Source organism: Actinokineospora baliensis, from assembly GCF_016907695.1.
Taxonomy (GTDB): Bacteria; Actinomycetota; Actinomycetes; order Mycobacteriales; family Pseudonocardiaceae; genus Actinokineospora; species Actinokineospora baliensis.
In genome coordinates this window covers 4,331,685-4,344,982 of sequence record NZ_JAFBCK010000001.1, presented here as the reverse complement: position 1 = coordinate 4,344,982, position 13,298 = coordinate 4,331,685, and the positions used below count along the sequence as shown (strand labels likewise).

Genomic DNA, 13,298 nt, shown 5'->3' with positions numbered 1-13,298 from the left:
GCGGCCCCGGTCTGGCGGGGGCGATATGGGCAGACCGCCCGCGCCACCCCCAGGTCACGGCAGGGACTCGGCCACCGCCAGCAGCGCGCCCTCGGAGACCGACCCGGACAGCGCGTAGACGCTGCCGTCGTCCGAGGTCCAACTGAGCCTGCTGCCGTCGCAGATGATCGAGACCAGGTCGGCGCCGCCCTCCCACAGGCCGGTGTTGACCCGGTAGAAGCTGCCCTTGTGGGACCGGGCCCACTGCCCCGGGTACGGCCCGACCTGGGTGGGCACCACCGCGGCGGCGTTGGTGGGGTGCGAGTCGATCTGGGTGCCCGGCGCGTAGCGCTCGAGGCTGAGCATGTCCGCCCCGCGCGTGTAGTGGACCATCGCGGCGGGCCAGGAGGACTTGCTGGCGCGGGTGAAGTACTGCTGCGCCGACCACAGGCCCAGCATCGACGGCGGGTTCCAGCCGGTGTGCAGGTTCAGGTCCGAGAGGGAGACCACGTCCATCGTGGCCCACCCCGAGCAGTCGCCCATCCCGGTCTCGGCCGCGGTGGCCGGTTCGGTCGCCTGGTCGCGCAGCAGGGATTCCGCGTGCACGCTCAGAGCGAGCACGGCGGCAACGGAGGCGGCCGCGAGCAGGACGCGTGCGGTGCGCGGGCGCGGAGGCGCTTGTTCCGCGGCCGCCGCCACGATGGTGGCCACGGTGCGGGCGGACGGCGGTTGGTCCATGGCGCGACCGAGTTCGACCAGGTCGCGGGCCAGTGTCGGCTCCTCGTGCTCAGCCATGCCGTTCCCCCGCCAGTTCAGGTTCCACCAGTGCGCGCAGCCGGGTCAGCGCCCGGGACGTGCGCGACTTGACCGAGCCCTTGGGCCAGCCGAGCACGTCGGCGGTCTCGGCCTCGGACAGGTCGAGCAGGTAGCGGCACCCGAGCACCTGCCGGTCCTTGTCCGGCAGCGTGCGCAGCATCGCCCACAGCCGCCGGTCGCGCTCGGCCACCAGCGCCGCGCCCTGCGGGTCGGCCACGTCCACGGCGTCGAGGTGCTCGCGCAGTTCGGCCGCCCGCAGCACCAGCCCGGCCCGGCGGATCCGGGACCGGTAGGAGTTGCGGGTGAGGTTGACGACGATGCGCAGCAACCACGGCCGGAACGCGGCGCCCGCCCGGAAGCCGGGCAACGCGGCGAACGCGCGGACGAACGCCTCCTGCACGACGTCTTCGGCGTCGTTGCCCGCCCCGGAGACCAGGGCCAGCCTCCTGGCCGCCGAGTGGTGGCGGCGCACGAGGTCGGCGAACGCGCCCAGGTCACCGGCGCACGTCCGCGACACCAATTGCCCGTCCTCGTCCGTGGCGCCCCCAACCCTCGATGTCGTTGAGCCCGTACCGCACCTACACCGGCGGACTCGGGTTGGTTCCACGGCAGCGGGGCGTGGTCCCGGGCGTGGTGAACCGCCCATGACCACGCCCCGCTGGTGGGTCCCGAACGGCCTAGCCGACGCGCACCGTGGTGGCGACGCTGGGCACTCCCGCCGCGTCCAGCGCGAACAGCAGATAGTGCCCGGGTAGGGCGATGCCGCGGTCGGCGGGGATGGTGAGTTGGTAGGCGTTGGTGCCCACGGTGACCGGGGTGATGGGTACGCGCCGTTGGTCGTTGTCCACCGAGTGCGTGGCCGAACTCGTGCGGACCAGGGCGAACCGGGTGACCGGGCGGTCGGTGGTGACGCGGATGGTGGCGCCGTTGGCCGCGGTGGTCGGGGCCGTGGTGATGCCCGGGCGCGGCCGGGGGGTGCCGTCCGGGTTGAGCAGGTAGGGCGGGGTGAGGATTTGCCCGTCGAAGTGGTTCGTGGCGCAGTTCCCGCAGAGCCCGCCGCCGCCCGAGAACACCCGGCCGTCGGGGAGCAGGTTGGCGACGCTGTGGTAGGTCCGGGGAACGGCCACCTGGGCGAGCGCGGTGAAGGTGCCCGTGGCGGGGTTCCACAGCTCCGGCGTCAAGACCGCTGTCTGGTCGCTGAACGGCACGGGTCGCTGTTGTCCGCCGATGACAACCACTTTGCCGTCGGGCAGGACGACGCTGTTGGCGAAAGCACGGCCCAGGGCCATGTCACCGACTCTGGTGACCACCGGGCTCGAACCGTTGATGTCGACGGTGTACGCACGGGTGGTCGCTTCGACGTCCTGGTAGGCGGTCGCGCCGCCCACGGTCAGGATCTTGCCGATGTCGTAGAGGACCGCGTTGCCGTTCATCGCGTCGTCGCTGTCGCCGCGCAGGCCTGCGTTCGTCACGGTTCCGTTGCCGGTGGTGGTGATCCAGTGCATCTGCTTGCTCGGACCCGCGTGGAAGAGGCGTCCACCGGAGGCCGCGAAGAGCCAGGTGTGGTTGTCGGCGCGGTACGGCCCGCGCGGGTCGGCGGTGAGGAACGGGTCGGCGGGGACTCCGGGCAGGGTGCGCCACGTGTTCGTGGCCGGGGAGTAGACCTCGGCGAGCTTGCCGCCCTCTCCCCCGCTCCACGAGCCGCCGACGGTGAACGCTTCCCCGTTGGCCAGGGTCGTCTGCCCCTGGTAGCCGCGGGCCACCCGCATCGGCGCGGCGGCGGTCCAGGTGTCGTTGTAGGGGTTGTAGATGGAGGCCTTGTCGGCGTTGCTGCCGCCGGTGACCAGGATCCGCCCGTCCGGCAGGGTGGAGGTACCGGGGCAGAACATGTCGTGGCCGGTGTTGTCGATGCGGCGCTGGGTGACCTGGCCGGTGGTGAGGTCGTAGATCGCGGTCTGCGTGTACCCGTTGCTGCCGCCGAAGGTGTCGGCGGCGTAGGCGGACCACGTCAGCAGCTTGTTGTTCGGCAGCAGCGCGGAAGCGACCGGGACCAGCGGGAAGCCGATCATCGGCCCCCAGGAACCGACCGCGCTCGCGTCGGGCGCGGCCGCCGGGGTGAGCACGTTGATCTCGGAGGCCGTGGTCCACGGGCCCCGGTTGCCCGCTTCGGTCAGTGCGGTCAGCCGCACGTAGCGGGCGGTGACCGGCACGTCGAAGAGCGCGGTCTGCACGTTGGAGCTGTCCGGCCACGAGCCCTCCGCGAGTGCGGGACCGAAGGTCGTGCCGTCGCTGCTGATCTGGACGCGGTACTGGCCGATGTTGCCGTTGCCGCCGTCGCCCCGGGGGCGGACCGAGATGCCCGCGACGATCTTGGCCGCCTGCATGTCGAGGGTGATCCAGTGCGGCAGCGGTGTGGTCGTCGAGTACCGGGAGTGCCAGATGGTGCGGTCGCTGCCGTCGAGGACGTTGGCGGCGCGGCCGTTCTCGCTGCCCGTTTCCTCGTCGCTGGCCACGGCGGTCCAGCCTGTGCGCGGGAGCGGGGCGACCGAGCCCGGGGCGGCGGAAGGCCCGTAGGCGTAGAACTCCGTGATAGCGGCGCCTTGGACAGTCAGGCGGATGTAGCGGGCGTTGCCGGTGAACTGCGCGGACTTCGGGCTACCGTCGGCCGCCCAGGTTCCTTGCGCGACAGGGGAACCGAAGGTGGAACCATTGGTGCTCAGGGCCACGGCGTAGGTAGAGATCCGGTTGGTGGGGCCAGGTGTCGCGACGATCGCGGTGACCTGCTGCTCGCGCTGGAGGTCGACGGTGAAGGTCTGCGAGCCGACGGCGGCACTCTGCCAGTAGGTGGTGTGGCGGTTGTCGACCGCGTCAGCGGCGGGGTGCCCCGCGGCCGCGGTCGAGGCGGTCGCCACCCAGCCGGTGCGGGACAACGGCGGGTCTGCCTTGGTGGGCGAACCGAGGAGTTCGATCTCGGCGGCGTTCGACCACGTGCCGCGGTTGCCGGACTCGGTGAGGGCCGTCAGCCGCACGTAGCGAGCGGTGACCGGTCCCGCGAAGAGGGCGTGCTTGAGGGCAGCGTCATCGGCCCACCGCCCTGACGACACCGGGACGCCGAAGTTGGTGCCATCCAACGACGTCGCGATCAGGTACTCGCCGATGTTGCCGTTGCGCACCGGTTCGGGGCGGGACCGGTAGACGAGTCCATTGACGACAGTCGGCTGCTTCAGGTCGACGGTGATGCTGTGCGGCAGGGGAGCCAGCACGTCGTAGCGGCTGTGCCAGTAGGTGGCGGGGTTGCCGTCGAGCGCGTTGGCGGCGACACCGTTCTCGCGGACCGTCTCCTGGTCGCTCGCGGTGGCGGTCCACCCGGTACGCGGCAACGGAATCGTTTGCGCGGGGGCGCCCGGGTCGCCCAGGATGCCGATCTCGGCCGCGCTGGCCCACGACCCCCGGTTGCCCGCCTCGGCCAGGGATGTCAGCCGCACGAACCGTGCGCCGCTCACCGCGAAGCTGAACGTCTTCACGGTCGGGTCGTCGGCGGCGGTACCGGCGGCGACCGGGTTGCCCCACGTGGTCCCGTCCACGCTGAGCCGAACCTCGTACCGGCCGATCGTGCCGTTGCCACCACCGGGGCGCGGTGTGTAGACGATCCCGGAGACGCGTTGCGTCGCCCGGGTGTCAATGGTGATCGACTGGGGCAGCGGGGCCGGGGCCGTCCACTGGCTGTGCCAGAAGGTCGCCGGATCGCCGTCGAGGACGTTCGAGGCGCGCCCGTTCTCCCCCGCCGTCTCCTCGCTGCTGCCGACCGCCTCCCACCCGTCACGCGGGAGTTCCGTCGCGGTGGGGATGAGCGCCTCGGCGTTGGCCACCACGTGCCGGTGGTCCGCCGAGTGCCCCTCAGGTTGTTGGTGCTCCAACGCCTGCATCAGGTAGGGGGTGGAAACCACCCCGACCGCCAACGCCACGACAAGCCGTCCGACTCGCATGATCACCGGTTCGCCCGCAGGCGAAGATCGTTACCCGATGAGACCCACCTCACCGGACCGCTGCCCCCACCCGTCGGCAGGGACAGCGGCGATCAGCGCAATGTCACGGCAGTCGAGTGAAACCACCGCTACCAGTCAGGCCACCTCGTAGAAGGTGCCCGTGCCGTCGTTGTGGAAGCGGCGGATCGTGCTCCGCTCGTCCAGGGTCGTGATGACGCCGACGTCGAGCGATTCGTCGCCGGTCTGCTCGTTGGCGTAGACCTCGTACTGGGCGATGCCGTCGTCGTCGCGGGCGAAGGTGACGGCGGGTTTGCCGTTGCCGAAGTTCAGTTCCGCTGTGGTGTAGCCGAAGCCGCATTGGCGCGACAGCAGGATGTCCTGGCCGCCGTCACCGTCGAAGTCGGCGATCACGTACTGCGGGATGGGCCGCCGGGAGCACACGTCGATGGACCCGGGCTCGATGCCGCCCGCCGCGGTGTTGGTGAACGAGCGCAGCCGCACGCTCTGGTCCGAGGACACCCAGATGTCTTGGCGGCCGTCACCGGTGAAGTCGGCGGCGCGGATGGTGCTCGGGTAGGCCAACCCGGCGTGGGTGGTGACCACGCGGATCGTGTTGTTGTTGGTGTTCTTGCGCAGCACCAGGAACGCCTTGCTCGCGTCGCCCCAGCCGAAGCCGGTGGTCACGATCTCCTTGGTGCCGTCACCGCCGAGGTCGACGATCACCGCCATGTCCGGGCAGTACGGCGCCGCCACCTGCGGCGAGGTGTAGCGGGACTCGACGGGCGGGCCGAAGGTCCCGTTGGCGCGGCCGTAGGCGACCTTGATGGTGCAGGTGGGGGTGGTGCCGTTCGGGCCGAGCGTGACCAGGTCGGCGATCCGGTCCCCGTTGACGTCCCCGCGGATGGTTCCCGCGGCGGTCGCCCCCGCCGCGACCCCAGAGAGGGCGATCGGCAGGGTGAGCGCGGCGAGGGCTAGTGCAGTGAGTCGAAGCTTGCGCATGGTCTCCCCATCGTGTCGGCGACCGCGGGCGCGGGCGTCCACCGCCAAGATGGCCCAAGGGGCGCCTCGCGTTGAGTGCCACCGGCGGAGTTCAGCCACCCGGGCTACGCGCCCGCCACCCGCGCTCGCGAACGGTCTTCCCGCCTCACCAGTACGGTCCACGTCGCCCAACCCGCCGCCGCCAGCCCCACGACACCCACGACACCCAGCGAGATCCGGAAGTCGACGAACCCGACCACGACGACGCCAAGGGCTTGGGCGAGCGCGTTGGGCGCGTACATGACCAGCTGCACGGATCCGGTGATCCGGGCCAGGAGCTCCGGTGGGCTGTCGATCTGCATCGTGGTCGTCGCCGCGACCAGTGGCGCGGGCAACCCGAGCCCGGCTATCGCGGTGCCGATGAGCACGAGGGGCACCACAGTGGTCATCCGGAGCAGGATGCCGACGGAGAACAAGGTGAGCCCCACTGCCGCGAAGCCCAGCGGGCTGAGCCTGCGCAACACCGCGCCGGAGAAGATCCCCGACAGCACGGACCCCACCCCTTGCACCGCAACGAGAACACCAACGAACGTCGGCGCCAGCCCCAGACCCTCGTCGACGAGCGCGAAGGTCATCGTGCCCGCGAAACCAGCCAAGACCAGCGCAACCGCGGCGGAAACGACAACGCGACGGAGGTGCACCCTCTCCACGAGATAACGTAGACCGTCCCGAACCCTGACCCGCTCCCGCCGCACCGGCGCGGCCTCCACCGGCTTCATGAGAAGGCACAAGAGCGCCGCGATCCCAAAGGAAGCGGCATCGAGTACGGCCACGGCCGCACCACCCCACGCGGCGAACAACGCCGCCCCAACCAAAGGCGCGGCCAACTTGGTGCCCTCCGCCGCCGACATCCGCAACCCGTTGACGTCGCCGAGCAGAGCGGGCGCCACGACCTGGGGCAGCAAGGCGGTTTCCGCCGCGAAGATGGCGACGTAGGCGATGCCATCGATGAGCATCACGGTGTACAACAACCACAACCACCCCGCCGAAGTCACGGCGCCCAGCGACAGCACCAGTACCCCGGTACCGGCCATGGTCCCCACCAACACGGCCCGGTACCGCCCGATCCGATCAATAACCGCCCCGATGAACGGCCCCGCCACCGTAGGCGCCCACAACAACACCACAACCAACGCCGCCAACGAACTATCCCCCGTCAGCGTCATAACCCAAACCCCAGCCGCCAGCGTCAAAGCCCCGCTGCCGAAGCTCGACACCACCACCGCACCCAGATACACCGCCGCGTTCCGATCCCGAAGCACACCCCCAACACCCATCCCCCGATCATCCCAGCCCCCGCGTTGCCCCCGTTCAGGCGATCTCCCCACCCCGACCTGCCGATTTCTCCATCCACAACCCCCGAATCCATCCCCAACTTTTCGCCACCCCCTCTCCGCCCCCCACCCCGGGTAGACTGGCACCGGGGACGCCCCCCAGAGGTGCGGTGGGGGATGTGGACTCGCGGGGAGGGTCTCCGAAAGACGGCGAAAAGGGCGGGGCGACTTGGCGAGCTCAACCCCGAGCCAGCCCCGGAGCGGCCATCGCTCCCGGAAGCCGCTGGGGCATCCCGGCCCTCGAGTCAGCCCCGCGAGTTCGACCACTGGACACACCGAACCTTCAGTGCCAACCCGGCCCACCGAGCCAACCCACCCAAGGCCAGCCGTCGCTCACAGAAGTCGTTGGCGCCCGCCAGCCCCCCAAGTCGGCCCCGCCAGCCGACCACTGGACACTCGGAGCTCAGGTGCCAGCCCCACCACCCGACCCCGACAGCATTGCCAGCCACTGGACACTCGGAAGTCGCTGGTGCCAACCCAACCCACCGAGCCAACCCCGCCAGCCCGACCACCGCCCCCGGAAGTCGCTGGTGCCAGATGCTCGATGGGGTGGACCTGTTTTGTGTGGGGTGGCGGCAGTCGTAGCGTTCCTGCGCGGACAGGGCCACGCTTTTCGGCCCCTGCTTTGCGGTCCTGCCACGGCTGTCGTAGGGGCCCCACGCAAAACAGGTCCACCACATCGAGCTGGCAGTTAACTCGCGACCGGGCCCGATGGCGCAGCCGAGGCGACGATCCGACGGCGAAGCCGAAACAAGAGACCCGCGCCCAAGATCAACGCGCTGAGAAGCCCCCGATATCCACCCTACCGAGGCACACCGACAATCCAGCCACAGCAACAGAACCCTGTGGACAAACGCAACCCATGTGGACAACCCACCGCGAAGAGCAGCTTCGCCCCCGCCACCCGAGCGAGGGCGAAGCAGCCCACCGCTACCACGTAGAGTTGATCAACCCCGTCCCCAGCCGAACCTGGTCGAACCCGTTCCCATCGTTGTCATCCGTGTACGCCAACACAACCTGCCCAAACGCGCTCACCGCGACCGCAGGCTCCGTCTGACTACCCGCCACAACCGTGTGCACCCGCAGCCGAGGCAGCCGCCCTGTCGTGCTTCCGTTCGGGTTCAGGCCCTGGGCCCAGATGTCAGCGGCCTCGGACCACCCCACGACCACGTTCAGCTGGTCGTCGATGCCCGCCTGGGGATCCGCACCGGGCACCAGCGTGTCGGCGGCAGCGCGCGCGACACCCGTGGCCGTGAACGAGCGCACGCCGACCTGTGTGTCCGACTCCCATGCGATCACGAAGTCACCGTTGAAGTTCGCCGCGATCGAGGGGTGCCGTTGTTGGCCCGCGGTGGTCACGTTGGCGACCCCCTGGGCGAGTTTGACGGCGCCCGTGGGGGTGACGATCTTGCGGCCGATGTTGAAGGAGCCGTTGGCGTCGCCGTCTTCGTCCCAGGCGACCACGGCGTTGCCGGGGGCGCCCATGGCGACGTCCGGGCGCTGGTGGGTGCCGCCGGTGTTGTTGACCTGGACCTCGTAGGTCTTCGAGGTGATGGACGCGAAGCCGGAGAGGCGGACGGTTGGGGCGGCTGTGCCTTGCTTGTCTTCGAAGGCGACCGCGAAACCCGGGCCGTCGGGGTCGGCTGCCACTGACGGGTTGAGTTGTTGGCCGTCGGCGCTGGCGTTCGCGGTGGTGCTGCCTGTCACGGTTCCCGCGGTGTTCACCGCGCGCACGGCGATGTTGTAGTAGCCGTTGGCGTCAGGGTCTTCCGACCACACGACGACAGCGCTGCCGTCTTCGTGCAGGGACACGTCTGGTTGCACGTGACGCCAGTTGCCGGTGCCACCCGCGGAGAGCTTCTTCTCGTACTGCGAAACGCCATCGCGGTAGAGGCGCAGGTAGACCTCGCTGTGGACGGGGTCTGTCGGGTTGGTGGTGTCGCGGTCGTCCTCCCAGACGACCGCGGTGTAGCCGGTGCGGACGGTGGCGATGGCGGAGTTGTCCTGGTCGCCGGTGGAGTCGGAGTTGGCGGTGACCCAGGTGATGTCGGCCGGGGTGGTGCCATCGGCCAGGGCTTGGCCCGCCAGCAGGACAGAACACACGGCGGTAGCGCCCGCCACGATCAGTGCACGCATGCTTCTCCTGTTCACGGTGCCTGCAGGCCCGGGTTGCCCGCCTGGATGACGTAGCTCTGCGCGGTCTTGACCGGGTAGTCCCGCACGGTCACCTTGTCCAGCACGCGGAAATCGACGTTCATCTGCGTGGATGTGGTCACCGTGCGCACGTAGCCGCGCTGGTTCTTGTAGAACTTCACGTGCGGGTTGAGGCTGGACGTCCCCGTGTCGGCGGCGTTGCCGTCGCCGCTCGAGGTGATCGACGTGGTGACCAGCTCGGTGCCGATCACCTTGTTCTGGGTCGCGTAGTTGTCCATGATGTTCGACGCCCAGTGCCGGTGGACGTCGCCGGTCAGCACCACCGGCGTGTTGCCCCGCGCCTGCCACCCCGCCTGGATCCGGCCCCGGTTGGCCGTGTAACCGTCCCAGGAATCCATGCTCTTGGACCCGTCGGCCGCCGCCAGCTTCTGCGCGAAGAAGACCTGCTGCCCGATCAGGTCCCAGGTCGCCAACCCCTGACCGAGCCCATCGAGCAACCACGACTCTTGCGCCGCACCGGTCAACGTGCGCGCCGGGTTGTCCGCGGCCGGACACACCTTGGTGCCGTCGCCACAGGCCTGGTCGTCGCGGTACTGGCGGGTGTCGAGCATGTGCAGGGTGGCGAGGCTGCCCCACCGCAACCGCCGGTAGAGCTGCAAGTTGGACCCGGACGGCGCTTGAGCCGAACGCAGCGGCATGTTCTCGTAGTAGGCCTTATAGGCAGCCGCCCGCCGCGCAGCGAAGTCGCCAGCCGGGGAGCTGTCGGCGCGGATCATGTTGGCGTAGTTGTTTTCGACCTCATGGTCATCCCACACAACCAGCCAGGGCGCCACGGCGTGCGCGGCCTGCAGGTCCACATCTCGCTTATAGAGCGCGTGCCGCACCCGGTAGTTCGCCAGACTGGTGATTTCTCCGGACGGCTGGTGAGTGCGTACGCCTGAGCCCGCACCGCCCTCATAGATGTAGTCACCGAGGTGCAGGATCAGATCCGGGTTCTCCTCAGCCATCCGCCTATAGGCCGTGAAGTACCCCGCCTCGTAATGCGAGCACGACGCGAACAGCATCGTCAACGCGGGAGACGACCCGGTCGCGGGCGCGGTGCGGGTCCGGCCGACCTGCGAAATGTGCCCCAGCGCGCGGAACCGGTACCAGTACTCACGACCCGCCGCGAGCCCAGCCACCTCCACGTGCACGCTGTGCGCCCACGCCTGCGTAGCGGTGAACGTGCCCGACGCGGCCAACTGGGTGAAGTACTGGTCGGTGGAAACCTGCCACTCCACAGCGACACTCGCACTGCTCATGCCGCCAAGCCCATCGGCGTTGAGCGGACTGGGCGCGAGCCGCGTCCACAACACGAACCCATCCGAGGTCGGCTCACCGGACGCCACGCCGAGGGTGAAGGGATACGCGACAGCATTGGCGACGGCGGGGCCCGCGAGCACGACTCCGGCGCTGGCCAGACCACCGAGTAGGAAGGTCCTTCGATGCAGTGTCATGCATCTGTTCCTACGACGGTGGTGGGGAGGGGGCTAGGGCGCGCACCGGATGTTCATGCGATGGCTGCTTGGGTTGTGGCTGGGAGTAGGGGTGTTCGTTGTGGATGGTTGGGTTTGAGGGGGGTGTGCACAAGGCGCTTGGTTGTGCACAGGGGCTTCTGCTGTGACCGTTTCTGTCGGTGTGCCTCGGTAGGATGGGTATCGGGGGCTTTCGGGGTAGATGATCTTCGCCTCGGCTGCGCCATCGGGTCCGGTCCGCGATTTTGGTGCAGGCTCGATGCGGTGGACCTGTTTTGCGCCAATGCCGTTGACTTAGACTGCTCCGAAGACGTGGATCGTCGGCGGTTCGAGGTATTTCGTTTGTCGGTGGTGCGGTCTTCTGATTCGTTTCTGGCCGATGGTGTAGCGTTTGATGACGCGCGGATTGTGGCGGTTTCTTCGCCGTGGGTTGAGGTGTCGTACGATCTCGGCGAGTGTGTCGGTGATCGCGGCCTTCAGGCGTTCAGGGGGAAAAACCCGCTTGGTTCGTCACTTGTCGGCGGACCACGCGGATGGTGCGGATGAAGGAGAGTCGGTCGGGGTCCTCGCCGAGATCGTCGGCGGCGTCGACCATGAAATGTCGAATGGCGTAGTGGGTGAGCAGTGTCGCCCATATCTCTTGTTCGACAAGGTCGGGAAGTCGTGATCTGAGTACGCGCGATCCCGCGATCTGATGGGTCTCGATCTCATCCAAGGTGATCTCGAACTCCCACCGCTGCTGGTAGAGTTCGGCGAGTTCGATCGCCGGAGCGAGGGTGTGATCAGCGATGGACGTCACCAGTCGGATCGTCTCGGACTCGCCGCGATTCGTGACCATGTACTCCACGACACGAACCGGAATGGACATCTCGTCGGCGCGGGCCGGACGCGAGGACGCGGTCATTCTTTCCCGGATTCTCGACGGCAGCAACTCCGCGACATAAGAACCGTCCGGGAGCCATTCGAGCACGGGCAAGATCAGGTCGTCCTTCACACGCCAGAGCAGGTCAGCGCCCGTGTCGACCACGTGGGACACCACGTCGTAGCCGTAGAATCCCCTGTCCGCCAGCAACAACATGCCCGGCTCCAGCACGTCGGAACACCGGAGCAACAACTCCCGTTCACCGACCGACATCCCATCCAACGCCGCGCCGACCACCGCGTGCGTCCCGCACTCGCCGATACCCACGACCCGGACCTGAGGATATCCACCGGAGCGCCTCGCCCCGAACACGGCGACATTTTCCGGCGTGTCCTGAATATCAAGAACAACCCCGTCGACAGCCATCACCCGAAACCCGTGAAACCACGACCCCCGCGTCCCCGGGCCTCCCAGCGGAACCGCCACTCGCTCGAACAACGCCCGCAACGGCGCCGCACCCAAACGTTGCCGAGCCCTCGATATCGCACCCGGCGTGGGAACCTGCCACCCCTCTTTCCATGTGCCGAGAAAACTCAACCCATTAACCAGCTTCCGCATCACCTCCTCATACGAATCACCAAAGAACAACGACAACCCCAACACGTAGTACACCACAACCCGAGCAGGCAACAGACGAATACGACGCTCCCCGCAACCAGTCTCCGCGACAACCTCATCCACAAGATCCCGCGGAAACACCCGCGTAAGAACACCCAACGAGATCCCATCGACAAAGCGACCACGATCAACCATGGCCCGCATCATACCGACACCCACACAACATGCCCAAACTCCACGCCGGGCTAAGTCAACGGTATTGTGTTTTGCGCGGGGCCCCTACGACAGCCGTGGCAGGACCGCAAAGCAGGGGCCGAAAAGCATGGCCCTGCAGCGAGGCGACGCTACGACTATCGTCCCCCCACACAAAACAGGTCCACCCCATCGAGCAGATGGCACCAGCGACTCCGAGTGTCCAGTGGCCGGCAATGCTGTCGGAGTCGGGTGGTTGGGCTGGCGGGGCTGACTCGGGGGGCTGGGTTGGCACGCCCGCTTCTGGGAGCGGTGGACGGGCTGGCGGGGCGGGCTCGGGTGGTTGTTCTGGCTCGCCTGCTTCTGGGAACGGCGGTCAGGCTGGCGGGACTGGCTCGGTGGGCTGGCTGGCGCCAACGACTTCCGGGCGTCGCCGGGCTGGCAGGGCTGGCTCGAGGGCCTGGATGCCCCAGCGGCTTGCGGGAGCGGTGGCAGGCAAGGCTGTCGGAGTCGGGGGTGAGGTGGCACGCCTGCTTCCGGGAGCGGCGGTCAGGCTGGCGGGACTGACTCGGGGGCCGGGTTGGCACTGAAGGTTCGGTGTGTCCGGTGGTCGAGCTGGTGGGCTGGTTCGAGGGCTGGGTTGGCACCAGCGACTTTCTGCGAGCGACGGCTGCCTTGGGTGGCTGACTCGGTGGGCCGGGTTGGCACCGAAGTTCGGTGTGTCCAGTGGTCGAACTGGCGGGGCTGACTCAAGGGCTGGGATACCCCAACGGCTTCCGGGAGCGGTGACCGTTCCAGCGTTGCC

General features: G+C 68.6%; 8 protein-coding genes. All 8 read right to left on the bottom strand.

Annotation, left to right across the window (positions count from 1 at the left end):
* Positions 1-54 precede the first annotated feature (54 nt).
* Positions 55-774, bottom strand: coding sequence for a hypothetical protein (locus JOD54_RS19970; RefSeq protein WP_204451989.1), 720 nt, complete (start codon positions 772-774; stop codon positions 55-57).
* Positions 767-1,312 carry an RNA polymerase sigma factor gene (locus JOD54_RS19965; protein ID WP_204451988.1) on the bottom strand — a complete coding sequence of 182 codons (546 nt, stop codon included), beginning with the start codon at positions 1,310-1,312 and terminating at the stop codon, positions 767-769. Before JOD54_RS19965 ends, JOD54_RS19970 begins: the two co-directional genes overlap by 8 nt.
* 160 nt (positions 1,313-1,472) lie before the next feature.
* Positions 1,473-4,781 (bottom strand): galactose oxidase family protein, encoded by a 3,309-nt coding sequence (locus JOD54_RS19960; protein WP_204451987.1) that lies wholly within the window; start codon positions 4,779-4,781, stop codon positions 1,473-1,475.
* 135 nt (positions 4,782-4,916) lie between these two features.
* A complete protein-coding gene (locus JOD54_RS19955) occupies positions 4,917-5,780 on the bottom strand; it encodes an FG-GAP repeat domain-containing protein (protein WP_204451986.1) in 864 nt (287 codons plus the stop codon).
* A 104-nt stretch (positions 5,781-5,884) separates the two neighbouring features.
* A complete protein-coding gene (locus JOD54_RS19950) occupies positions 5,885-7,096 on the bottom strand; it encodes an MFS transporter (protein ID WP_275592669.1) in 1,212 nt (403 codons plus the stop codon).
* Between the two features lie 987 nt (positions 7,097-8,083).
* Positions 8,084-9,289, bottom strand: a complete 1,206-nt coding sequence (locus tag JOD54_RS19945; protein ID WP_204451984.1) for a hypothetical protein — start codon at positions 9,287-9,289, stop codon at positions 8,084-8,086.
* Between the two features lie 11 nt (positions 9,290-9,300).
* Entirely contained in the window at positions 9,301-10,803 is a 1,503-nt protein-coding gene (locus JOD54_RS19940; protein WP_204451983.1) for an alkaline phosphatase D family protein, read from the bottom strand.
* Positions 10,804-11,305: 502 nt separating this feature from the next.
* Positions 11,306-12,505: an IS4 family transposase gene (locus tag JOD54_RS19935; protein ID WP_372440411.1), complete on the bottom strand. Its 1,200-nt coding sequence runs from the start codon at positions 12,503-12,505 to the stop codon at positions 11,306-11,308.
* Positions 12,506-13,298 lie beyond the last annotated feature (793 nt).

Bases quoted from the DNA above. Each gene is read 5' to 3' on its own strand.
- JOD54_RS19970 (WP_204451989.1), bottom strand. From the start codon at position 774: ATGGCTGAGCACGAGGAGCCGACACTGGCCCGCGACCTGGTCGAACTC.
- JOD54_RS19960 (WP_204451987.1), bottom strand. From the start codon at position 4,781: ATGCGAGTCGGACGGCTTGTCGTGGCGTTGGCGGTCGGGGTGGTTTCC.
- JOD54_RS19955 (WP_204451986.1), bottom strand. From the start codon at position 5,780: ATGCGCAAGCTTCGACTCACTGCACTAGCCCTCGCCGCGCTCACCCTG.
- JOD54_RS19950 (WP_275592669.1), bottom strand. From the start codon at position 7,096: ATGGGTGTTGGGGGTGTGCTTCGGGATCGGAACGCGGCGGTGTATCTG.
- JOD54_RS19945 (WP_204451984.1), bottom strand. From the start codon at position 9,289: ATGCGTGCACTGATCGTGGCGGGCGCTACCGCCGTGTGTTCTGTCCTG.
- JOD54_RS19940 (WP_204451983.1), bottom strand. From the start codon at position 10,803: ATGACACTGCATCGAAGGACCTTCCTACTCGGTGGTCTGGCCAGCGCC.
- JOD54_RS19935 (WP_372440411.1), bottom strand. From the start codon at position 12,505: ATGCGGGCCATGGTTGATCGTGGTCGCTTTGTCGATGGGATCTCGTTG.